Genomic DNA, 23,548 nt, shown 5'->3' with positions numbered 1-23,548 from the left:
GTCTGTTGTTATTTGAGTGTCAATCTCCTATATTTACTTTTAATTTAAAATATCAGTTAGTTACGCAGAGTAATTAGCTCAAGGATTGAGTGTGTTTAAAACCAAGCTATGGAATATTTTGCTGTTTATTGTCATGTTAATTGCATCGGCTTTACTGGCCCAGTATTTATCAGGTCGGCAATTGAGTTATAAAGGGTTGGTAGGCAGTGCAAATGAATTATACGTTGATTTAGTGACGTACATTTATCATGACGATACAGTTAAAAACGCTCAGACGAACGAAGTTGTTGTTAAGCCCATCTCTCTTCAAATACTTAAACAACATCATAGGCCGCAAATTGATACAACCCGCTGTGTTGATGTATCACTCGGTGAGGTTAAATATACCCAACAAGGCGATATTTATAGCTGGACAGATAGTGAGGGTATTGCACATTTTAGTGATAAAAAACCAAGTCTTAACGCAACGCCTTACAATACAGGTTTTGTAGATACCCTCGATTACTTTGAGCTGACTTTAAGTACACCTAATTTACCAGCGTCATTTAAGCAAGCATTACGGGTTAAGCTCAATGCTGTGTTTAAAGTATATGGCCAAATTATCGGTGTTGATTCGCTGAGGAAAGTAAAATTAGATCTTAGGGTTTTAGCCACACAAACTGACTATGAAAATGCGGTAAGGCGACGTGGTGGAGATCCAACCAATACGCAGGGTATTTATTTTAATTCCAGTAACACGGCTTTTATAAATTATAACAACGAGCAAAGTGCAATGCGCACGGCAGTGCATGAAGCGGTGCATGCAATTAATAAAGCCGTATTAGGAAGTACGCCCCGCTGGTTAGACGAAGGGTTGGCTGAGTATTTTGAGCATACAAACAATACCATGCAAACTGTCAGCGTAGAGCCAAGCACGACATGGCTAAAAAACCACACATTATCGACAAGTATATTGACGTTAAATGAGTTATTAAACCAACAGGATAATTGGCAGCGAGGTGAGAGTACAAAACTTTATGCCAGTAGCTGGGCTGGCGTTTACTTTTTAATGGATTCTAAACAAGGTAAAAATTTTTTAAAGAGTATTATGCTAGAACAGCAAAAGTCACCCTGTGTGCAATTAACGCCGTTGCAGTTGCAAAGTGCATTGGCTGCGCATTTTCCTGATCTTAATAATGATTATATGCAATGGTTAAAAACCCCTTTTAAGGCGCATCATTTTTAGGGCTGTCAGTGATATAAGCTATAAAAATTAAAGAGCTAAACAAGCTCAGCAATTTTTTTTAATTGTTTGGCTAAAATATTTAAACTAAAGGGCTTAATAATAAAGCCAGATACTTTAGCGGCGATAATTTCTTTTATTTCGGTGGCATTGTCTTCGCAGGTGACCATTAGCACAGGGGTGTTTTGTAGCTGCTGATCATCACGAATGCGATTTAGTAAGCTTTTGCCATCCATTTTTGGCATGTGCAAATCGGTTATTACTAAATCAAAATCGTGTTGATGCAATAATTGTAAAGCCTGTACGCCATCCGTTGCTTCAATTAAATCTTTAAACTCCAGTTTTCGCAGCATGTTGATTAAAACATGGCGCATTAGTGGCATATCATCTACTACAAGTATTTTCATAACCGTTAAAGCCTCCGTGGCAAGTGCCATACCCAAGCTGCCTCAAAACTAATTTAACAATAGAGCCGCTATTATTTGCAGTCAATGCTTTGTTTTTAATTTCAACTGAAATAGGCGGCTTGAGGTGACTTGACTATAAAAGCCTTAAGGTTAGTTAATAAATTGAATACTCGCTACTAATTCACTTAGTCGGGCTATTTTTATATTGCTTAATTGGCGGTAATCAAAGTAGGGGCAAACAATAACCTTGTTTGTTTTGTCTATGGCAAATTCGTCATCAAGCCAATCGAGTTGCGCAGTTAATTGCCCTTGATTGATCAGTGTTTTAGCATACGTGCGCCCGGCAATAATATGCAAAGTATTATTGCTCGTTAATATAGGTGGGCTAAATAGTAGCGCTGTATGGCTATTTTTTTGCAGCAGCTGTGTATCACGGTAGTGTTGCCAAGTGGGGGCTAATTTAGCAAAGTGATAATATTCACTAGGCAATGCAAACAGTACTTTAGCGTAAACATTAAATACCTTGCGCCAACCGTTGCCACAGGCTTGATTTATTGTATCTATTTGCCCATCTATCATTGCTTGTAACGAGTTAATTTCACTGTACTGCGGCATGTTAGGAATATTGGCAATATACACTGCGACGTTAAAGGATTGAGCGCCAAAACCAATAGGTTGCTGATGCATTATTTATTTTGCGCGAGTATGCGGTCAAGGTTATTGGCAAAGTTTTGTCTATCACTTTGGCTCAATGGAGGCGGGCCACCATTCATTTCAACACCACTTGAGCGCATGGTATCCATAAAGTCACGTACATTTAACAACGAGCGAATATTTTCAGTGGTATACAACTCACCGCGAGGGTTAAGAGCTTGGCCGCCGTTATCAATTACTTCTGAGGCCAGCGGAATATCACCGGTGATCACTAAATCGTTTGCTTCAATACGTTTTACAATTTCGTCATCGGCTACGTCAAAACCAGACGATACTTGCACACGGCTAATATATTTTGAAGGCGGAATGCGCATTGCATGATTGGCGACTAGAATTGTCTGTGTGCGTGTACGTTCAGCGGCGCGAAATAAAATCTCTTTGATCACCACAGGGCAAGCATCTGCATCAACCCATATCTTCATTATTAGCTCGAATAGTTAGTAAAAAAATGATCCTAACCTAAGCTTTTTATAACAACCAGTGTTTAGTGAACTTTTTTGATGTTTGTTGCGTATTAAGAAAAAATTATAGAAGGATTTGATATGAAAAATGCAATTTTTGTTGTGCTTATACTCATTTTTACCAGTGCGTTGATTGGTTGCACAGGTATGCCAGATAAAGTTAACCCCGTAAGCCCATTTTCAGTTGAGCGATATCAAGGAAAGTGGTACGAAATTGCCCGATTAGATCATTCGTTCGAGCGTGGCTTGCAAAATGTCACCGCTGATTACTCTTTGAACAATGACGGGAGCATAAAAGTTTTAAACCGTGGGTTTGATCAAGGAGAACAAGCATGGAGTGATGCTGAGGGCAAAGCTAAATTTGTAGACGATAAAAATACAGGGCATTTAAAAGTGTCGTTTTTTGGCCCTTTTTATAGCTCTTATGTGGTGTTTGGGCTTGATCAAAAAAATTATAATTACGCTTATGTGTCTGGTTACAATAATGAATATTTATGGTTACTGTCGCGTACACCAACAATTACGAATGAACGCAAAGTAGATTTTATTAATGCTGCAAAAACACGTGGTTTTGATACTGATTCGTTAATTTGGGTAACACAAACACCTTTGTAGCTGCTGTAAAGGAGCTAATATGTCAGGCCATCGCTAGATGGCCTGACATATTAAGCTATGCGCTCAGGTTTCGTTCAAAATTAACAATATCAACCCCTGACTTTAGCGTGTACAAATGTGCTAAACGACCACCAGAACTTACTTTTTCATCACTCTTTTCTACAATGTTTGTTGATTCAAGTCGTCTTATTAAACTTTTACGCTGAATTGTTTTTCCTAGGATTATTTCGATAACAGACTTTAACTGCCCTACGGTAAAATATTCTGGCAAACAATATATTGGCACCATTGAATACAGCGTTTTTTGTTGCAGCCGCTGTTTGGCATGTTCAATAAGGTGTTTATGATCAAAGGCAATAGATAAATCTTGAATAGTGTTGATGTCTACCCACTGTACATCATCAATAGATTTTATGTGAGTACTGACATTTTGTGCAGCAATAAGTGCAAAATATACCAATGTAACACTGAAACCTCTTGGATCACGGTGCGCGCCAGAGAAGGTTTGCAATTGTTCTAAGTAAGGTGGCTCTACATTGGTTTTCTCTTTTAATTTGCGCAGCGCGGTGATGTCTGTCGTGCTATCTGAGTCAATATCCACGAACCCGCCAGGCAGTCCCCAACTTCCTTCAAAAGGTGAATTTGCGCGTTTGACTAAAAGTACTTTTAAAGCACCATCGGTGATCGTAAAAAGCACACTGTCTACGGTAAAAAGTGGATGTTTGTATTCATTAATATTGTAAAAGTCAGTCATTTAATTAGTGTCAGATAAACTTAATGTCTTAACGACACGTTAAAGCAGTTTTACATTTATATCAATATTTAAGCAAATCAAGGTTACTTATATTCGTTGGGTAACGTTATTATAAACGGCTAAGAATGGTTCGTTTTGCTCAGGTATATAAAATAGTGTCCTTTTGACACAAAGTACTTGAGTTATTGATTAGCCTTTGCTAAATTTAATTGTGTCCTAGGGACATTAATCGTAAATAAGGAAGAATGAAATGGAAATATTTAGTCATACCAGTACGGGCCATAAAACGTTACTCAATTTTGATTACTTTACATTTTCTGGTGGTGAAGAACATATTCGATTTAATGCCAGTGATTTTGCAGAGACTACAAAAATCGAAGTATTTGAGCGCCTGACTGATTCATCAAAATTAATACGATTAATGCTCGCTGTTGATGCATTAAAGCGATTAACGTACGGTGCTATACCTATTGAATTAACGATTCCATATTTTCCATACGCACGACAAGATCGTGTATGCGTTGAGGGAGAAGCACTTGGCGCTGCGGTAATAGCTCAGTTTATTAACAATATGGGTTTATCAAAAGTGACCATATGGGATGCGCACAGTGATGTTTCACCCGCGCTAATTAACAATGTCGTCAATGTACCGCAAATGGCATTACTTGCCCGTTGTGAGGAGTTGAGTACGCGTTTAGCGAAAGGTGAGTTAACGTTGATTTCACCCGATGCTGGCGCGAGCAAAAAAACCTTAAAAATAGCTGAAACATTTAACAGTGAGCTGGACGTTATTCAAGCGCAAAAGGTCAGAGATTTAAAAACAGGCAACATCATCGAAACGCAAATCTTGGGTGATGTGAAAGGTAAAAGTGTGCTGATAGCGGATGATATTTGCGATGGGGGCCGTACGTTTATTGAACTTGCAAAAGTATTAAAAAGCCAAGGGGCCGCAGAAATATCATTATTTATAACGCATGGTATTTTTTCTAAGGGGTTGGCGGTGTTTGAAGGGCTGATAGATGCTATTTACACTACGGATTCATTTAGGCCTGTTAACGAGTTTAAGCCAAGTGCCACTATAAAATTACAAATAATTGAAATGTAAGGAAACGATAATGACTATTACCGCAGCAAGTATGCAAAAAGACGTTTATAAAGAGTTTCATAGCCGCGCTTATCACCCTGATGTATCTCAGGTGTACGCTAATTTTACATCACGAAGTGGCAAGTTAAGCAATGTCGAAAATAACAATAAAGTAGCGTTTGTAGGTCTACAATATTTTATAAAAAGTTATTTAGAACAAGAATGGGGCGCATTTTTTAGTGCAGATAAAGCCTCGGCTGTTGGCGAGCATAAGCGTATTTTAAGCGCGATGCTTGGGTACGTAGTCGATGTTAAATATCTCGAAGATTTGCATGATTTAGGCTACTTACCGCTAAGAATAAAGGCATTGCCAGAGGGAACACTCGTGCCTTATTTAGTCCCTTCGATCACCATTGTGAATACAAAAGAAGGCTTTCAGTGGTTAACCAATATGATTGAAACAGTATTGAGCTGCGAAAATTGGCCTATCCAAACGAGCGCCACAACATCCGTTGCATATTTGAAGGTATTTAAAGAATTTGCACTTAAAACAGGGTTGCCTTTAGAGTTTGTGCCTTTTCAAGGTCATGATTTTAGTTTTAGAGGGATGTTTGGTAAACATGCGGCTGCAATGAGTGGTTTTGGTCATTTGGCATCTGGCTTGGTTGGTACAGATACAATTACGGCAGTCCTTTTTGCTGAAAAATATTATGGCGCTAATGTAGATAAGGAATTGGTTGGTTGCTCTGTGGATGCAACTGAGCACTCAGTAACATGTTCTTGGATTATGGAAGGTGAGATTGAGTTTTTTAAGTATTTAATGAAAGAACAATCGCCAACGGGTGTGTTAAGTGTTGTATCTGATACATGGGACTTTTGGACTTTAGTAACTGATTATTTACCCCAGTTAAAAAATGAGATAATGGCGCGAGATGGCACGTTAGTTATTCGTCCGGACTCTGGGGATCCTGTTAAAATTTTAACGGGTTATAAGGTGTCTCCTGTTGCTGATCATGCTGCACTTTTTGAAACTCAGCAAGAAGCAGAGCAACAGGTAATTCAACAAGGCTACGAAGCGTATTGCTTTAATGGTCAGTACTTTGGTTTTGAAGGTGAGCGCACAATCACGCTGATGGCTTGCGAAATCAAAGGGTTAATTGAATGCTTGTGGGATATTTTTGGCGGCACAATGACAGATAAAGGCTTTAAGTTGCTTGATGAACATATTGGCGCGATTTATGGCGATGCAATTACCTTAGTTCGCCAACGCGAAATTTTACAACGTTTGCTTGATAAAGGGTTTGCCTCAAAGGTGGTATTGGGGATTGGCTCTTACAGTTATCAATATGTGACACGTGATACACACGGATCAGCTGTCAAAGCAACGAGTGTGGTTAAAAATGGCGAGCGAGTAGCGATTTTTAAAGATCCTAAAACGGATAGTAAGAAAAAATCAGCAAAAGGGTTGTTAAAGGTTGAGCGTGTTGACGGAGAATTAGTGCTTTTTGATGATGTAACACAAGCAGAGGAAGCAACGGGCTTATTGGAAGTGGTTTTTGAGGACGGTAAACTTATTAAAGAAGTAAGCTTGGCGACAATCAGAGCCACGATAGATAATCAAATTTAATCCCCTTCATGTTAAAGCTCAGAAGCATATTATAATGCTTCTGGGTGACACCGCCTCTTATTTTATATGATCTTATCGCTTTAATACCCTCCTAAATCATTGACTCTAAATAATAATATATCTGTAAGGCAATTGTCATAGTTACACCTCAGACTATGCTGCGCGTTAACCTAACAATAAAATATTTTTACTGGAGTTTATAATGAAGCGTGTAGCATTTTCTTTAATCGCTGGAGCCGTCACTTTAGCATTAACAGCCTGTAATGGTGATGATGGTAAGCAAGGCGTAGCCGGAGCACAGGGTTCAGTTGGTCAAAATGGCGTTGATGGAACGAATGGTCAAAATGGCGTTGATGGTAGTAACGGCCAAAATGGCGCTGATGGTGCATCAGGTCAAAATGGTGGCAGTGGCTTAACACGCTTGGCAACTGTGCCTGCCGGTGCTGAGGTAACGGGTATATTTTTAAGTGATGGTGGTGATTTGTTCTTCAACGTTCAGCATCCATCAGATACCAATACAGCGCAAGATTCAATTAATGGTAAAGTAATTAATCGCGGTACTGTTGGTGTGTTGCGCGGTGTTAATTTTAATAACTTACCTCGTAATGTTGTGAACTCGCCGGTTCCTGAAAGTGAGTTTGAACGCCAAACGGTTGTTGCAGCTTTGGGCGAATACCAAATACTGGGTCAAACAGGCGATACATTTGCTGATTTAGGCGAGAAAGGTTTGGCGGGTGGTTTAGGTGTTCATTATAGTATTAGCACAAATGAACATATTCTAGATAATGATAACCCTGACTTTAATGGCTTTATTGCTTCAGGTGATAACGAAGGTTATTTATTTACTAACTGGGAGTCATACCCAGGTGGTGTAAGTCGTTTAAAAATGACTAAAAATACCGAAGGCGCATGGTCAGTGACTGATGCGATGATGATTAATTTTGATGGTGTAAAAGGCACGGCGGCTAACTGCTTTGGCTCGGTATCACCTTGGGGCACACCGTTAACATCTGAAGAGTGGATAGTGCGTTCAACGGTTGATTCAACAACAGATGCATCATGGAATGATCCGGCAAATACCAGCACAGACAACCTTGAAGCGCTAGTAGCCCCCGATTTCCCTAATCCTTACCGCTATGGCTACATTGCTGAAATTCAAAACCCAATGACAGATACACCAGATGTTGTTAAACATTACACTATTGGTCGTTATGAGCATGAAAACTCAGTCGTTATGCCAGACAAGCGCACTGTATATTCATCACAAGATGATACCGGTGGTGTGTTGTTTAAGTTTATTGCTGATCAACCAGAAGATTTATCGTCGGGTACTTTATACGGTGCCAAACTAACTCAAGATGCAGGCTTAAGCGAACCAACGGTTACTGGGTTTGATGTTGATTGGGTTGAAATTGCAAGTGGTACAAATGCAAACATCGAAACGTGGATCAGTGAGTACGATGGTATTGATACCAGCGATTATGTTGCAGGTAAAACCAGTTACATGACACTGGCTGACGTACAAGCATGGGCAGATGGTAAAGCAACATACCCTACAGAAGCCGAAGGCGGTAGCCCAGTTACGGCGGGTAAAGCGATGGATAATCGCGCTGCATTTTTAGAGTCACGTCAAGCGGCTAAAATGAAAGGTGCAACAGCTGAATGGCGCAAACTTGAAGGTATTAGCATCAATCACGACCGTGTTCTTGAAGCAATTACTGGCCAAGATGTGATTGCAGATGAAGTGGTTACTAAAGCGTATATGTACATAGGTATTGCAGATTTAGATAACACGATGATTGATGACGAAGGTGATATTCAGTTATCACGTAGAGTTAAAGATTGTGGCGGTGTTTACCGTGCTCATATCGATACAAGCTACAGCTTAACGCGTATTGAACCTGTTGTGATGGGCGGTACTTACCGTTCAAGCTTAAACGGTGCAGAGCGCTGTGATGTTGAGCAATTATCGCAGCCAGATAACGTTATTGTTATGCGCGATGGCCGTATCATTATCGGTGAAGATGGTTTCCAAGAGAACAATACTTTATGGATGTATGATCCTAAAACTAAGTAATATTTAGGGCAAGCAATACGCTTGCCCATTTTTTTGCAAAAAAAATCAGAGTCATAAAAATGAAGTATTTTATTCCCTTATTCCTGTTAGTTAACTTTGCACTAATAGGTGGCTGCTTTGATTCGGCCACAAAAAGTCTAGTAAGCGAAGATATTGAGCTGTTAGTAGAGTCTCCCCCTTACAAGGTTGGGGATGATATTCCTGCACTTGCTTATATGCAACATGATGAAGAATACAATCCTGAATCAGTTATTCCGCCGCAATGTTATACAAAAACAGAGGGCACAAATAACCCATGTTATGCGTGTCATCAAACCGATAAGAAAAACAAAAATAGACCTAATGCCATGAACGATGGCCACTTACAGGGAGTGTATGAATTCTCTGATTTAGGGCTTAAAAATCATTGGAAAAATTTATTTATCGACCGCACTGCGCTGATTGAAAAAATTTCAGATGATCAAATTAGCAGCTGGGTAAACCAAGATAATTACAGCCACTTTATTAAAAAGCTCAAAGCGAATCCTGATTGGCAAGGCGAAGTTGCTGAAGTGAAAAATCTAGCTTACCCGGCACAGGCATTTGATGCACAGGGTTTTGCAAAAGATGGCAGCCATTGGGTCGCGTTCAATTATAAGCCTTTTCCAAGTACGTTTTGGCCAACAAATGGTTCTACGGGGGATGTGATGATCCGCTTAGGTGATAATTTCCGTCAGCTTGAAGGGCAGTACAATCAAGATGTTTACATTGCTAACTTAAGCTTGGTTGAAATGGCCGTAAAAGATTTAGATAAAATTACAACGCCCGATATATCGGAACAAAAAATCGGCCAAGATTTAGATGGTGATGGCAAACTCAGTGCTGTTATTAGCCAAATAACTAAGCAAGCAAATTATGTGGGCGATGCGAAAAACACCCAGTTAAGCTATCAGTTATACCCGCAAGATACTGAGTTTTTGCACACTGTGCGCTACATTGGCGTAGATGAGAATGGAGAAATCTATAATGCACCTCGTATGAAAGAAGTGCGTTATATGAAAAAGCATGCGTTTAAATCTAAGCAGCTTTTAGCATCATCTTATTACAGTGAGGCAAAAGAAAAACACTTTGAAAACTTACCGCAAACACGATACCTCGGTGATGAAGGGATCAACAACATGTTTGGTTGGACTATCAATGGCTACATCGAAGATAGTGAGGGTGATCTTAGGCCGCAACATAAACAAGAATTGGCTTTTTGTAATGGGTGTCATAAAACGGTGGGCTCAACATATGACCAAAGTTTTTCATTCCCACGTAAGGTAGAAGGCCGGGAAGGCTGGGGTTACATTGACTTACGAGCAATGCAAGATGTGCCAAATAAAGGCGAACAACAAGGTGAGTTTTTAACGTATTTTGAACGTGTTGGCGGGGGAGATGAGTTTCGTCAAAATCAAGAAATGCTAATGCGTTGGTTTAATCAAGATGGTACGGTTAATAAACAAAAAGTGCGCAGTGCTAAGAACTTGTATGAATTAATTACGCCATCTAAAGCGCGTGCTCAGCAATTAAATAAAGCGTATTTAACCATTGTAAAAGAGCAAAGTTATTTATTTGGCCGAGATGCAACGTTGATCAAAGCTAAAAATGTGCTTGAGGTTGTTGATGAGTCACAAGCTCCGCTACAAGAAGAAAAGCGGTATGTATGGGATATGCAGTTAGAGTGGAATTAACCTTAAAAGGCAAGCTTCATGAGCTTGCCTTTTTTATTACATTTTATTTGAGATCACATTTTTACTAACTTGGACTAAAAAACACTTAAAAATAGCCCGCTAAGCATTAATACCGTGATATTTACTGCACTCATTATTTTTACCCATGATTCCTTGAAACTATAAAAAATCATTAAAATTAAAAGGCTTAGCGCCATATACCCACAAAAAAGCAAAGCACCATAGCCGTTATTTTGAGCGACACTGAGCACTAAACTTAGTAAAATACTGATCCAAGCGGCGATGATAAAGCGCTGACTTTGCTTTTGTGTTGGGCGATTTTTAAACACATCGCGGTAATGGTTAAATTTTGCTAATGCAAAACAGTTAAATGCCAGTAAACAGAGGCTAAATTGCAGTAATTCGTTCATGCTTTTTGCTCCTCAAGCTGTTTTTTAGGTGAACGGCTTGAACGTTTTACTGGTGCTGTTTTACTTGTTGCAGTACGTAATTTTTTGACCTGAACAATAAATAAAGCTGCGCATACTAAACTGATCAAATCAAAGCTAAACAATGCCCATTGGCCGTTGATTAGATAGCTAATTAGGTTACCTTCGGTTGTTATAGCGTTAATGAGTGGCACACTAAAGCAGGCTGCGCAGTTGAGCCATGCTAATTGAATCCATTGGCGCTTACCACGTTTAAACAATGCAAATAATGCCACAGCTAACCAGGCTAGAAAAAAGGCCAAAATCTCCTTGTCTGCACGCTCAGCTGTTGTAATAGGAAGTAATCTATTAGCGATAAAAAAAGCGCATGTCGCCAGTGGTAAGCCCATTAAGGTGGCTAGGTTTAGCCCTTCTACCAACTTTAAGCCAAATGAGGCTGTTTGTTGTTTTTTCATTCGTTCACGAATACGTTTAGCCCACATAATACAGCCGCTGGCAATCATGACGCAGCCAGCAATACCACATAAAAAGTATAGCCAGCGCAGTAATGGGTTTGCTAAGCGACCCGTATGTAGGGCAGTCATTGAGTCGAAGACTGTTTCACTGGCACTGAACTCTTGATTAGTTTTCGCTATTAAGCTGCCATCAACACCATTAAAAAGCATCGTGGGGCTTTGATCTTGAACCAGTGAACCAGTGTTTGCTCTTACAGTGATAGTTGCAGACGCTTTATTTGGGTCACGAATTGTTACTTGTGTTAAATCAGCATCTGGCCAGTTGGTATAAACTTGATCTAAAACATGTTCAATAGGGGCTAAAGATGCTTTTTCAGGGTTGCTTTTAGTGCGAACACTGGTTGGCTGTACATCATCAAATAAGCCACTAACACCATTATCATACGCTGTCATCGCAGGGTAGGGGAATAACATAAATATCAGCGTGATCAGACCTGTATAAGTTATCATAATATGAAATGGCAAGGCTAAAACCGACGATACATTATGTCCGTCAAGCCAGCTTCGGCTGCCTTTATTACTACGAAAACTAAACATATCTTTAAATATGCGCTTATGAATAACGACACCAGATATTAATGCAACCAGCATAAATAAACTGGCTAAGCATACAATCCAGCGTGCGGTACGTGTATCGAGGTAATGCAAGTCAAAATGTAGGCGGTAAAAGAAATTCCCTCCTTGAGTTTCTCTTGGTTGATCAAGCTCTTGGCCTGTTACTGGGTTTATATAATGGTCTTGCCAGCCACCAAAGCGTTTACCTTCTGGGCGTGGTTTTTCGTAAGCATAATTAAGCTGCGGCTCTCGTTCTGAGGGTAAATAAACCCCCCAACGGTTAGAATCAGGCGCCGTGTTTTTAAGATAATCGTAGCCGGCAACGATTTGTTCTCGTTGTATTTGTATGCGATTTGACGGCGTGGCTATTTGGTGTAATGCAGGTTGGTTCCAAAGCGTTACTTCATCACGGAAGAAGCTAATCGTGCCTGCAAAAAAGATTAAATAAAGCAGCCAACAGACCAATAATCCGACCCAAGTATGCATCCAGGTCATTGAACGGAAAAAACTCTCTTTCATAGCCAGTCCTTAAGTATTGCAATACACAATGCACACGCAGTAGTTGTTAGTAAAATAGTGATCCAAATTCTTTTGAGAGACTTAATAGCAAATACCCAAATAAATACACAGCTGTATACCAAAATAGTTAACGAGATACTCAGCAACACGGCATCAGATTTTTTTAGCGGTAAAATGATACTCAATAATGAAGTAAATACAGCCGTAAAAACGTAGCCACCTAAAATGGCAGCCAAAAAGCGAGAGAAAACAGCAAAGCGGTATTTATGCGTTTGATAAAATTGACTTAACTTAGCCCGTTCCATGAGTGATTGGCTATTTTCTATAGGTTGAGTATGCATAGATAGTCCCTTAAAACCCCTGCAAAGGGAGTGAATAAAAGGCTATTATATATTTTAGGTTCTGAAAAGATAGTGATTCGTATTTAAATATTTAAATGCGAATGTTTTATGATTGATTTATAGGCGGTCATTCCTCTTTAACAAGGGAAAATGTGGTTACCTTATTATCGCTGGGTTTTATTATAAATTTAAAAGCTAATTCGTTATACTTAGTAAAATAGTGATCCATAAGCTGGTGATGGCTGTTTTTAATAGAAAAGTTCGCAAATTTTTCAACTGCTTGTATGCTTAATTAAGCAAGATGAATGATTGTTATAGGCATTTTTAAAAGGAGACGTTATGGCAGTACATGAACAACTTAATTATGTTGAATTTGCAGCAAATGATTTACAGGCAACAAAAGCATTTTTTAGTCAGGTATTTGACTGGCAATTTACTGATTATGGCCCTGAATATACGGCTTTTAGCGCAGATAAAGCAGGCCTTGATGGTGGTTTTTATAAAGCACCGCTTAACGCATTAACAGCAAATGGTTCAGCTCTGCTGGTATTCTATAGCGCTGATATACAGCAAACACTGGCAAAAGTAGAGCAATACGGTGGATTAGTGATTAAGCCGATTTTTGATTTTCCAGGTGGCTGTCGGTTTCATTTTACAGAGCCTAGCGGTAATGAGTTTGCGGTGTGGTCAGAGTAAAGTGCATATAGATCATTATTTTACTAACTAAAGGAAATGATTATAGTGGCAAATTTAGCCTGCGAAGAGATTAAAGCATTCGTCCCAGCAAAGGATTTTATAGTTAGCAACCATTTTTATAAAGACATGGGGTTTGAAATTGCATGGGAAAGCCCTGAAATGGCTTACTTTTATCATGGTGATTGCAGTTTTTTATTACAAAACTTTTATAATGCGGAGCACGCTAATAATTTTATGATGCATCTATTGGTACAGGATGTATATGCATGGCATGCACAGCTTAAAAGCGCTGGTTTGATAGAAAAATATGACGTTAAGATGAGCGAACCACGCTTACAGGTATGGAATATGATTGATTTTGTGCTCTACGATCCAAGTGGTGTGTTATGGCGAATTAGCCAAAATAATAATGAAAGCTGATTTGTTACTGAACCAAGTTAGTAAATGTGTGATCTGTGAACCTGAGCTCCCTTTAGGTGCGCGTCCTGTGGTGCAGTTTAATCCGCTAGCGCGAATATTAATTGCAGGGCAAGCGCCGGGAATTAAAGTACATCAAAGTGGTGTGCCGTTTGATGATGCCAGCGGCCAGCGATTACGCCAATGGTTAGGGTTATCTGAACAGATATTTTATGACGAATCTAAAATTGCGATTTTACCCATGGGGTTTTGTTACCCAGGTAAAGGTAAGTCGGGCGATTTACCGCCACGTAAAGAGTGCGCGCCAGCTTGGCGTGAACAACTTTTAAGGGCGCTGCCAAATATTAAGCTTACAATTGTACTGGGAAAGCATGCGCAAACGTATCACTTACCAGAGACTAAGTATTTACCGCTTACTGAGTTGGTAAAATCGTGGCGTGACTATTGGCCATCTACTTTACCGTTACCACACCCCAGCCCGCGTAATAATATTTGGTTGAGTAAAAACCCATGGTTTGAACAAGACGTTCTGCCGCATTTAGCACAACGAGTAGCCACTATATTAGAGTGTCAGGGTGATTAAGTGATGATAAATACGCAATTTGAGCAACATGGCTTTTTTCATGTGAAAAAGTTTTATACAGAAGGTGAACTTGCACAAGTGCGGGAAGTAATCCATTGTTTTCATGAACAATGGATTAAAGATAATCATAATTTTTATCACACCAAAGCTGTTAATAGCGCTTACTTAACTGCCAATACGTACTTAAATGATGCGCAGCGTTTGGTGTTATTTAAGTTTATAGCAAGGCATAAACTGATGGCACAAGTTGACTCCGTGCTTAATACTTCGGCATTTATGAATACTCAGCTATTTTTTAATCCTGTTAACCCTGAGCAGGAAAATTATTGGCATCGGGATATGCAGTACCATTTAGACTTAGAAGAGCAACAAGCAGCACTAGGCGGGCCTGAAGTTATACATTGTCGTGTGGCACTAGAAGATGAGCCTGGTATTGAACTTGTGCCAGGGACTCATAGGCGCTGGGATACGCCGACTGAGTTAGCTAAACGTTTGGCTACTGAGCATAACAACCCAAGCGATGATTTAGACAGTGGGCACGTAATAGAAATGCGGGCTGGCGACTTATTAATTTTTTCGGCGAATATGATTCACCGCGGCCTATACGGAAAAGATAGGCTCGCATTAGATATTTTATTTGGTGAACCACAGCCCGATGTACTGCATTTTGTGCAAGATATTTGCCTGCCGACACCGCCAATGCTTGAGGCATTAGAAGACGGCAGTGCATTTTTGGTTACTTTGGCGCACCAAGAGTAACCATCACATCACAGCTCAGTATTACTTAATAACGCCAGTAGTTGATCTTTAGACATTTGCCCAGCATCACCGGTGCCAGAAAGTACTTTATCGGCAAGGGCTTGTTTATGTTCATGCAATTTCAAGATTTTTTCTTCAATGGTGTTTTGCGCAATTAATCTGTAGACCGTCACTGGGCGCGTTTGCCCCAAGCGGTGTGCTCTATCTGAGGCTTGTTGTTCAACCGCTGGGTTCCACCAAGGGTCTAAATGCAACACATAATCTGCGGCTGTTAAATTCAGTCCTGTGCCACCGGCTTTAAGGCTAATTAAAAACAGTGGTGCGTCGCCGGCTTGAAATTTATCAACTTGTTGTTTGCGTTTATTGCTGCTCATACTGCCATCGAGGTAGCAATAGTTTATTTCTCTTTTTTGCAATCGCTGCTCGACCAGTTTTAAAACATCCACAAATTGACTAAAGATAAGCGCTTGGTGATTGTTCTGTAGTAGTTCCTCAATAATCGCTTCTGCGGTGTCGAGTTTACTCGAAGGCAGCTTACTGTTAGCAAGTAATAATTGCGGTGCAATACACGCGCGGCGTAGTTTAGTAAGTGATGCCAAAATTGTAATGTATTGGCTGTCTTCCTGGTTTGCTTGCTCTAATGCATTTAAGCGGGTTGCTTCGTATAAGGCTTGTTCTTTCTCACTCAGTGCAAAGGTAAGGTTGATCTCGGTTTTTTCAGGTAATTCAGTGAGCACCGTTTGTTTTGTTCTGCGCAGAATAAAGGGTGATACCAAGGTTTTGAGAGTATCAGCTTGTTGTTGGTTTTTATCTGCGTTGCCAAAGCGTTTTTTAAATACTGGTAGTGTGTGTAAAAAGCCGGGCATTAAAAAGTTAAATAAGCTCCACAGTTCGCCTAAATGATTTTCGATAGGCGTGCCAGACAACGCGATTTTAAAATGGCCATTTAATGCAAACGCGGCTTTGGCTCGCAAGCTGAGTGGATTTTTAATTGCTTGTGCTTCATCAAACACTATATTTGCAAATTCATGTGTTGCCAGTTGTTCACCAATTAGCGGTAATAGCCCGTAACTTACCACCACGATATCACCTGCTGCGGCGTTTGCGAGTACCTGCTCACATGTGCTGGCATTATCTATGGTTTTTATATTGAGCGCTGGTGCAAAACGATCTGCTTCAACACGCCAGTTATGACACACTGATTTAGGTGCTACAACTAAGCTTGCGCCAAGGCTGCTGCGCATTTGTAATACGGTAAGCGTTTGTAAGGTCTTTCCTAGTCCCATGTCATCAGCTAAACACGCATTTAGGCCCCAATTAGCCAATTGCATTAGCCAGTTTACTCCCACTACTTGATAATCACGCAGAATGTTTACAAGGTGAACGGGGAGGATTGGTTCTATCGTGTGATTGAATTTAGCTAATCGTGTTTGCCAACTCTCACCAAAAGTAACATCACCTAAATCAGCGACGCTTTGATACAGTGGCAGAGCGCGTGCATTAGCGATACGAAGTTGGTCATCGGGGGCATTTTTATCGTCAATTTGCATGCCTTCAAGGCGGTTTAATAAGTTAGTTAAACGTTGATCCAATAAAAGTGAGTTATCTTCATCAAACTTAATAATACTGCCTCTACGCGGGGCTTTGAGTAGTGTTTGCAATGCGTAAACATCGCCACTTGGTAATGAAACATTACCACTGAGGCTCAACCAATCATTATCATCATTTAAGTTAAGTGATAAATGCTGACTTTTAGCCACTTTCATGCCTTGCGTGTTTTCGTCCCAGCTTAACGTGAGGGCGTTGTCTTTTTGTGCATTTTCAAGTATTTCGATTGCTTGGCTTATATCGGGTGGCACAAAGAATTGATGATGATCGCTGTGCTGTTGATATTCTTTATTTATAAAAACACCGCTCAATGCTTTAAGTAGCTTTTTAAATGCGCGTTTTTCTGCTTTCAGGTCACGTTTAATTACAATGCTGTTGTTTTGCGAGTCGTCGTTGTGTGCCAAGGTTGTTGCGCCTTGTGCGGGGGCAAGCCAAGGGCCGTCGAGACCAAATGGCATGACATAAAAATTAACGTCAATTCCCATCATCGTTAGTTTTATCACTGCACTGAAATCACATAGCCCTTGGCGAACATTATTCACTTGTGCAAACTCTGTACGTTGGCTACTGATATGGTGATCTGCGGCTAATGCAGTAAGCGCTGCATTTAGTTGAGGGAGTTTTTCTTGTGTTAAATTATTTGGTTGCTCACAAAGTAGCGCATCAAGTTTACGTTGTTTGTCATCAAAAATAAAAACTTGATAGCAATTAGAGTGACTATGGATGAGTATAAAGTCATCATTTTCGTCGATGATCTCTGGTTGTAAAATTAACCGATAGCATTCGTTTTTATCTTGAGCAATCTCAATAATAAATTCACCTTTGATAAGCGAAAGCGGCTCGCCGTGGTGGTCTTCTAAACCTACAAATCCAACTAATGCCTGTAAAACGGCGCCAGTGGCTTGTATTTCTTTATAGCCAAATCCTGCATGGTTGTAGATAACTTGAATTAAACTGCGATCAGCTTCTGATAGCGCAGGCAGGTATTGCGCGTTATCAAGATCGTGAACATTAACTTTGCGCCCTTTAGTCCATTCGTCTTTATTATTAAGTTGTTGCACTTTGGGTTGAATAATCGGCAAATCTAAATGTGTTAAGTCGAGTTGCCAAACAACTCGCTGGTTTTGTTTTGGTGGCTCAATTTGACTCACTTCATCCAACCAGCGTTGCCATTGAGGCACACGTTTAAAGTGTTGAAGTAGGCCTTGATCAGGCAGTGGCGTGTCGTCACGTAACCAATTAGCGAGTGTTAAGCATTGCTCGCCTAGCCAGTGTGATTGCTGCTGGGCGTAACTGACAAGTTTTGTAAGTAGCGCAGTGTTGCCTCTTAGCTCGTTTATTTGTTCGTCTTTACTGTGTTTAACGAGCGCAAGTAATATACTAAAAAGTGCCGGTAACGCGTTTGGGTTAGCTAATAAATACTCAAGTGTGCTGCTAATGCGATAATCTTTAAAGTGCACTATTGGGTCACTGTCGAGTAAGTAATCACTTGCTTGGCTGATATAGCTAAGTTCGCCGAAGTGCTTGTGATACCACTTTTTAATTGTGAGTAACTGTTTAAGATCGGTTGCAGTACCGCTGGCAAATAAGCAGGTCATATACAGTAAACCGGTGATTTCCCCTGGATAGACACCTTTACCGTGTTGTTTTCTAAAAACAGTGAGTGCGCTTTTATATTGAGCTATTGTCACATCTAATTGATTACTATTAATTGCATTGATATTTGGCTCAATAAAGGTGGCTAAAAGTTGATCTGATTTATCAATGAGTAATTCATCATAATCGTTTTTTTGCAGTAAAACGGCCATGCTTTCATTGAGGTAAATACGCTGCTTTCGCTCACACTCTAAAGTGGTGTTTGAAAGTAATGACGGCCAGCTCTGACTGTCATGTAAATTAAAAAATTGGCCACGAATAAAATGCACTAAGCAAGCCTGTTGCCACTGCTCTGGAAGCACTTCCCACAACTGTTTACTAAATCGAGACTGGCCCAATAAGTTCACAAAGTGAGGGTCTAAGTCTCGCTCAATATTAATTAAAGCGGTTTTTCTGTTGTTATTTTTATCATCAAAATAATGCAGGAGTACCACTAAAAAATTTAATGCTTTGTCTTGTTGATAGTAATTTTGGCATGCTTCAACAAGAAAAGGACGTATCAGTGTTGGTTGCTGCTTGAGAATATTCACACAGATGTATGCGACCGCATTGATCGATATTTTATAATGCGGGCCGTAGGGGAGTTTCCATATAAGTTCTTGCTGTTCTAATTGCTTAGCGTATTTAGCGACTTGCGCGTTTGAAAAAGAATAGCCTTTTTTAACATGGCTAAAAAGGCGCTGCGAGAATTGTTGAATTGAGTTTTGGTAACCATATGATGATGCGGCTAATAATACAGCGAGCAAGACACATAATTGTTTTTGTTCATCTTCGGTTTGAACGCGAGGCAAGTTAGTCAAAGACATAAAATAACTAAAGTAATTAAAACAATACAATGAGTATAAAGATCACACTATAACAAGCAATAAAAAAGCGACTTAATGCCGCTTTTTTATTGTATTTTATAGTTTTTATTGCACCATAGAAAACAGCTTTTGTAGCTGTGGCATGTATTGCTTTACTAAGTTTAAATTGCTGTCACTTACTACAGGGGCTTCTGCTTGTGTTTGCGCTGCATTAGCAGAATGACCCATTGTACCCATCATTGCGCTTGCACCTTTATCTTTCGTGCTACTCATTGACTGTAAGCCACCCATTAGCTGGTTTACTTTAGCTTTATTCTCAGGAGATAAATCGCCTTTGATATTTTCTAAGTAGGCCATTGATACCTCTGAACCGACAGATACAAGTTGTTCAGGTGTAAAACCGTATTCGTTAGTAAGAGCAGCAAAGTCTTTATAAAGATCGTTGTCTTTGATCATACCTAGTGCACTTAATGCCAGCGCACTCGTGCCGCCTTCGGAGCCACCGAGCATACTCCCTAAGTCCATGCTTTGCAGTGAGTCTTGGTTTTGTGACCAGTCCACTACAGCAGGGAGTGCTTTCATGTAGCTTTGTAATTCATTTTCAGTAATATCTTTAGCAAAACTTGAGAAGCTGATTGCTAATAAACTAAGTGAGATAAGTATGTTTTTCATAGTGTGGTCTCTTTTTTATATGGCTATTTGGATTAAAGTCTAAAAATCAGTATCGCGCTATTTAAAATTTGAGGGCGTGTTGACCTTTCAGGATTAAAATTTGTTCAATCTAGGGGCGATTTAATCGCGGCGCGAGATTTGTAACCTAGTGGGCTAAGTAAAAACCGAGCAAAGCTTCCGCGTCCTGCTCACGCCCCTTACCTACCTTCAATCGCCCCTAGGCCGAACCCTTCGGGCAGCGTATGTTTGGCATTTATGCTGCGTTATCGCCTATTTATGGGGAACAACCACACTACATAGGCTCTACCTTGCCTAAAAACCAAACATACTGCTGCAAATTCAACCTCGAAAGATAAACACGCCCTAATAATGATATACTGTATTTTTACCAAAACGAGCTGAACGTCATGTTAATTATTTCAAATACCGTAACAATCGATGAGTGGGAGCTTGAGTTGACAGCTATTCGCTCTCAAGGTGCGGGGGGTCAGAATGTTAATAAAGTGGCTAGCGCCATTCATCTACGTTTTGATATTAAGCGCTCGAAGTTACCTGAATTTTACAAAGAGCGTTTACTTGCACTAAATGATAGTCGCGTTACAAAAGATGGCGTTATTGTGCTCAAGGCGCAAAGTCATCGCACACAAGAATTAAACAGGGAAGATGCATTAAAACGTTTAAAACAGTTAATAGTATCGGCTACCAAGGTAGAACGAGCAAGAAGAGCAACAAAACCAACACGAAATTCGCAGCGCAGGCGTATGGATAAAAAAACCAAACACGGCAACACCAAAGCGCTGCGCGGCAGTGTAAAATTATAAATTAGGTTTGAGTACTTCGAATAATGCTTCAATATGATCATCGCGGTCATTTAATGCGGCAATATAACGGTATTTTTCGCCGCCAGCATGCTCAAAAATCTCACGGTTTTCGCCTTCAATTTCTTCAAGAGTTTCTAGGCAATCTGCACTAAAAGCTGGGCTGATAATTGCTATATCTTTGATACCTTGCCCAGGAAAACTCTCAAGTGTGGCGTCGGTATAGGGTTTAAGCCATTCAGCTTTACCAAAGCGGCTTTGAAAAGTAGAAATAACATTATCTTTATCAAGCCCGAGTTTTTCGACCACTAAACGCGTGGTTTGTAGGCATAAGCAATGGTATGGGTCGCCATTATCTAAAAATTGTTTTGGCATGCCATGGTATGAAAATATGAGCTTTTGCGGCATACCATGAGCTTGTAAGTCTTCACTTATACTATTAGCTAAAGATTCAATATACGTGCTGTTTTTGTGATAGCCATTAATAAAGTGTAGCTCTGGCACCCAGCGCCACTTACGTAGTACGTTTGAGACAGCATCAAATGTGGACCCTGTAGTAGGGCTTGAGTATTGTGGGTACAAAGGCAAAATAACAATACGCGTCAAGCCTTTATCTCTTAGTTGTTCAAGGCCCGCTTCAATTGATGGATTACCATAGCGCATAGCCATCACTACTTCAGTATTAGTATATCCTTGGGCTTTGATATAAGCGTCAAGTTTATCGCGTTGCAAGCGTGTAATGTGCGTTAAAGGTGAACCATTTTCAGTCCAAATACTTTCGTATAGTTTAGCTGAACGCTTTGGTCTAATACGTAAAATAATACCATGTAGTATTATCATCCACACGATACGTGGAATTTCTACTATCCGAGGGTCTGATAAAAACTCTCTTAAATATATCCGTAGTGCTTTAGCTGTCGGTGCATCAGGGCTGCCTAAGTTAGTAAGCAGAATACCTGTTTTTTGATTAAAACGACTATCATGGGGATTATCGGTTACGGCTGAAAATCGCGACACGCAAAGCTCCTTGTTGAGCAAATAAAATTGTGAATGGGTACTTTAATGGGTATTGTAACGAACCCACGGTGATTTGTGATCACTTTCTCACGTAGATTTGATCATGATCCTAAAAGGGCTCGGTTTTTTAGCTTCGAGTTGCTGTAGTTTTTCGATTGATTTGATACTAAATACATGGCCTTTTGGTAATAACATAATACCTGCATGGCTATGTATAGCATGGCCGAGAATCATGTTTTGTTTTAGTGCTTGAGCATTAATTATTTGCATCGAGCCGACTTGCGACTGTTGTTTGAAATTAGCGATTCCTGATGCATCTAACGCTTTAACTAATTTGGGATGATAGAAATTACCGCTATACATTTTTACTGTATCTAATGCATGTTGATGACGCTGTTCTGCTGTCGCATTGCTTTGCTCATAGGCTTCCCAATAATCACGCGCCAGTGCTAATATTAATGCACTTAATGGAATATCATTACCGCGTAATCCTTTTGGTAATCCATTACCTTTAAAGCGTTCGTACTGATGATAGATTGCATCAGACACATCATGTAGATGTGTGGCAGGCATTAACATTAACTGTGCTGTACTTGGGTGAGTATAAAAAATTTTACGTTGCTGTTCGGTTAGTTGATGGACCGGTTTTTTATATAGCTCAGGATCCATAGCAAGTAAGCCAATTTGCGCTAAATAGCCTGCCATAGAGGCCATTTCTACGTTTTTATCAGGAAGTTGTAGCTGTTTAGCAATCAAAGTACAGGTATTAGCAATATTTTGTGCTTTATTACTATCTAAATAGGGATTGGCATTAATAAAATTATAAAGTAACTCGACAGTCGATCTATGTTCATTTATTTCGTGGGCATTGGCGGTTTCTAACTGCTTTAATACTTGTTTGATTTGTTTTGTACGTTTTTCGACTCTTTGCTCTAAAGAGTTATTGAGCTCTTTAAGTGCGGTATTGTGTTTATTTACTTGCTCTTGTAGTAGCTTGTTTTGCTTTTTGAGTTGGTATTTTTCAATGCTTCCAACAATACTTCTAAGTAGCAGGTCATTTTGCCATGGCTTTTGTATATAGCCATGAATCTGCCCTTGATTAACGGCGGCTAGAGTGGTTTCTATATCGGCATAGCCAGTTAACAAGATGCGTTGAGTGTCAGGTGCAAGTTTTTGTGCTTGTTCTAAAAACTCCGCGCCAGTCATTTTTGGCATACGCATGTCGCAGATAATTACGTCAAACTCGTATTGCGTTAATAGCTTTAATGCATTATCTGGTGAGTCACACGTGATGGCTGAAAGTTGATTATTCTTTGCCAGCCTTGATAATGAGCGTAAGACAATCTCATCATCATCAACACATAGTACTTGAACTGTTTGTAATTCATTTTTTTTTGATAGTTGATCCACTTAATGCCTCATTGCATTCTTTTCTGTAAGCATAGTTGGTTGATGTGGGTTTTTCTAATATAAACATACGATAGA

At 39.9% G+C, this 23,548-nt stretch carries 22 protein-coding genes; 11 read left to right on the top strand and 11 right to left on the bottom strand.

All coding sequences use genetic code 11. From position 1 onward, the window contains the following. Positions 1-91 precede the first annotated feature (91 nt). Positions 92-1,225, top strand: a complete 1,134-nt coding sequence (locus HH219_RS11415) for a DUF1570 domain-containing protein (RefSeq protein ID WP_169327522.1) — start codon at positions 92-94, stop codon at positions 1,223-1,225. A 35-nt stretch (positions 1,226-1,260) separates the two neighbouring features. On the opposite strand, the gene HH219_RS11410 is transcribed toward HH219_RS11415, so the two are convergent. The 3 genes from HH219_RS11410 to HH219_RS11400 form a co-directional block, all read right to left on the bottom strand. Further along, positions 1,261-1,629: a response regulator gene (locus HH219_RS11410; protein ID WP_169327560.1), complete on the bottom strand. Its 369-nt coding sequence runs from the start codon at positions 1,627-1,629 to the stop codon at positions 1,261-1,263. A 150-nt stretch (positions 1,630-1,779) separates the two neighbouring features. After that, complete coding sequence (locus HH219_RS11405) at positions 1,780-2,316, bottom strand: hypothetical protein (RefSeq protein ID WP_064435535.1); 537 nt, start codon at positions 2,314-2,316, stop codon at positions 1,780-1,782. Continuing rightward, on the bottom strand, positions 2,316-2,765 hold the full coding sequence (locus HH219_RS11400; RefSeq protein ID WP_169327521.1) for a YaiI/YqxD family protein: 450 nt from the start codon (positions 2,763-2,765) through the stop codon (positions 2,316-2,318). The genes HH219_RS11405 and HH219_RS11400 overlap by 1 nt, the downstream gene beginning before the upstream one ends. A 120-nt stretch (positions 2,766-2,885) precedes the next feature. Here HH219_RS11400 and HH219_RS11395 point away from each other — a divergent pair, with 120 nt between their 5' ends. Then, complete coding sequence (locus HH219_RS11395) at positions 2,886-3,419, top strand: lipocalin family protein (RefSeq protein WP_054204027.1); 534 nt, start codon at positions 2,886-2,888, stop codon at positions 3,417-3,419. Positions 3,420-3,474: 55 nt separating this feature from the next. Here the strand turns inward: HH219_RS11395 and HH219_RS11390 are convergent, their stop codons facing one another. After that, positions 3,475-4,173: an NUDIX hydrolase gene (locus tag HH219_RS11390; RefSeq protein ID WP_064435533.1), complete on the bottom strand. Its 699-nt coding sequence runs from the start codon at positions 4,171-4,173 to the stop codon at positions 3,475-3,477. Between the two features lie 250 nt (positions 4,174-4,423). On the opposite strand from HH219_RS11390, the gene prs reads away from it, so the two are divergent. The 4 genes from prs (at position 4,424) to HH219_RS11370 (ending at position 10,673) form a co-directional block, all read left to right on the top strand. Then, the gene (gene prs, locus HH219_RS11385; protein WP_169327520.1) at positions 4,424-5,278 is read left to right on the top strand and encodes a ribose-phosphate diphosphokinase; all 855 of its coding nucleotides are present in this window, start codon (positions 4,424-4,426) and stop codon (positions 5,276-5,278) included. Positions 5,279-5,288: 10 nt separating this feature from the next. Then, positions 5,289-6,884, top strand: coding sequence for a nicotinate phosphoribosyltransferase (locus tag HH219_RS11380; RefSeq protein ID WP_169327519.1), 1,596 nt, complete (start codon positions 5,289-5,291; stop codon positions 6,882-6,884). A 202-nt stretch (positions 6,885-7,086) separates the two neighbouring features. Next, complete coding sequence (locus HH219_RS11375) at positions 7,087-8,961, top strand: alkaline phosphatase PhoX (RefSeq protein ID WP_169327518.1); 1,875 nt, start codon at positions 7,087-7,089, stop codon at positions 8,959-8,961. Between the two features lie 59 nt (positions 8,962-9,020). Further along, positions 9,021-10,673 (top strand): hypothetical protein, encoded by a 1,653-nt coding sequence (locus tag HH219_RS11370; protein ID WP_169327517.1) that lies wholly within the window; start codon positions 9,021-9,023, stop codon positions 10,671-10,673. Positions 10,674-10,747: 74 nt separating this feature from the next. On the opposite strand, the gene HH219_RS11365 is transcribed toward HH219_RS11370, so the two are convergent. Genes HH219_RS11365 through HH219_RS11355 form a run of 3 tightly spaced genes read right to left on the bottom strand, consistent with a single transcriptional unit; the run spans position 10,748 to position 13,031 of the window. Continuing rightward, complete coding sequence (locus HH219_RS11365; protein WP_169327516.1) at positions 10,748-11,083, bottom strand: DUF3325 domain-containing protein; 336 nt, start codon at positions 11,081-11,083, stop codon at positions 10,748-10,750. After that, on the bottom strand, positions 11,080-12,690 hold the full coding sequence (locus HH219_RS11360; RefSeq protein ID WP_169327515.1) for a PepSY-associated TM helix domain-containing protein: 1,611 nt from the start codon (positions 12,688-12,690) through the stop codon (positions 11,080-11,082). Before HH219_RS11360 ends, HH219_RS11365 begins: the two co-directional genes overlap by 4 nt. Beyond that, positions 12,687-13,031, bottom strand: a complete 345-nt coding sequence (locus HH219_RS11355) for a hypothetical protein (RefSeq protein WP_169327514.1) — start codon at positions 13,029-13,031, stop codon at positions 12,687-12,689. The genes HH219_RS11360 and HH219_RS11355 overlap by 4 nt, the downstream gene beginning before the upstream one ends. Positions 13,032-13,370: 339 nt before the next feature. Here HH219_RS11355 and HH219_RS11350 point away from each other — a divergent pair, with 339 nt between their 5' ends. From HH219_RS11350 to HH219_RS11335, 4 genes are read left to right on the top strand one after another with little or no spacing between them, the layout of a single operon-like run. Then, complete coding sequence (locus HH219_RS11350; protein WP_169327513.1) at positions 13,371-13,727, top strand: VOC family protein; 357 nt, start codon at positions 13,371-13,373, stop codon at positions 13,725-13,727. A gap of 45 nt (positions 13,728-13,772) precedes the next feature. Next, positions 13,773-14,147 carry a VOC family protein gene (locus HH219_RS11345; RefSeq protein ID WP_054204037.1) on the top strand — a complete coding sequence of 125 codons (375 nt, stop codon included), beginning with the start codon at positions 13,773-13,775 and terminating at the stop codon, positions 14,145-14,147. Further along, a complete protein-coding gene (locus HH219_RS11340; protein ID WP_169327512.1) occupies positions 14,137-14,727 on the top strand; it encodes a uracil-DNA glycosylase family protein in 591 nt (196 codons plus the stop codon). The genes HH219_RS11345 and HH219_RS11340 overlap by 11 nt, the downstream gene beginning before the upstream one ends. Positions 14,728-14,730: 3 nt before the next feature. Continuing rightward, positions 14,731-15,486, top strand: a complete 756-nt coding sequence (locus HH219_RS11335) for a phytanoyl-CoA dioxygenase family protein (protein WP_082355577.1) — start codon at positions 14,731-14,733, stop codon at positions 15,484-15,486. 8 nt (positions 15,487-15,494) lie between these two features. On the opposite strand, the gene HH219_RS11330 is transcribed toward HH219_RS11335, so the two are convergent. Further along, complete coding sequence (locus tag HH219_RS11330; protein ID WP_169327511.1) at positions 15,495-19,556, bottom strand: DEAD/DEAH box helicase; 4,062 nt, start codon at positions 19,554-19,556, stop codon at positions 15,495-15,497. Between the two features lie 105 nt (positions 19,557-19,661). Further along, complete coding sequence (locus tag HH219_RS11325) at positions 19,662-20,228, bottom strand: short-chain dehydrogenase (protein WP_169327510.1); 567 nt, start codon at positions 20,226-20,228, stop codon at positions 19,662-19,664. A 407-nt stretch (positions 20,229-20,635) separates the two neighbouring features. Here HH219_RS11325 and arfB point away from each other — a divergent pair, with 407 nt between their 5' ends. Beyond that, on the top strand, positions 20,636-21,049 hold the full coding sequence (arfB, locus tag HH219_RS11320) for an alternative ribosome rescue aminoacyl-tRNA hydrolase ArfB (RefSeq protein ID WP_054204042.1): 414 nt from the start codon (positions 20,636-20,638) through the stop codon (positions 21,047-21,049). Here arfB and hemH read toward each other — a convergent pair. Together hemH and HH219_RS11310 are read right to left on the bottom strand one after the other, a co-directional pair. Beyond that, complete coding sequence (hemH, locus tag HH219_RS11315) at positions 21,044-22,063, bottom strand: ferrochelatase (protein ID WP_169327509.1); 1,020 nt, start codon at positions 22,061-22,063, stop codon at positions 21,044-21,046. The genes arfB and hemH overlap by 6 nt on opposite strands. Positions 22,064-22,150: 87 nt before the next feature. Next, on the bottom strand, positions 22,151-23,473 hold the full coding sequence (locus tag HH219_RS11310; protein WP_169327508.1) for an HD domain-containing phosphohydrolase: 1,323 nt from the start codon (positions 23,471-23,473) through the stop codon (positions 22,151-22,153). Positions 23,474-23,548: the final 75 nt, after the last annotated feature.

The sequence above is a fragment of the Pseudoalteromonas sp. NEC-BIFX-2020_015 genome, from assembly GCF_012952265.1.
In the GTDB taxonomy this organism is placed as follows: domain Bacteria; phylum Pseudomonadota; class Gammaproteobacteria; order Enterobacterales; family Alteromonadaceae; genus Pseudoalteromonas; species Pseudoalteromonas neustonica.
The sequence above is the reverse complement of the archived record's forward strand: the minus strand, read 5'-3'. Positions and strand labels throughout refer to the sequence as shown.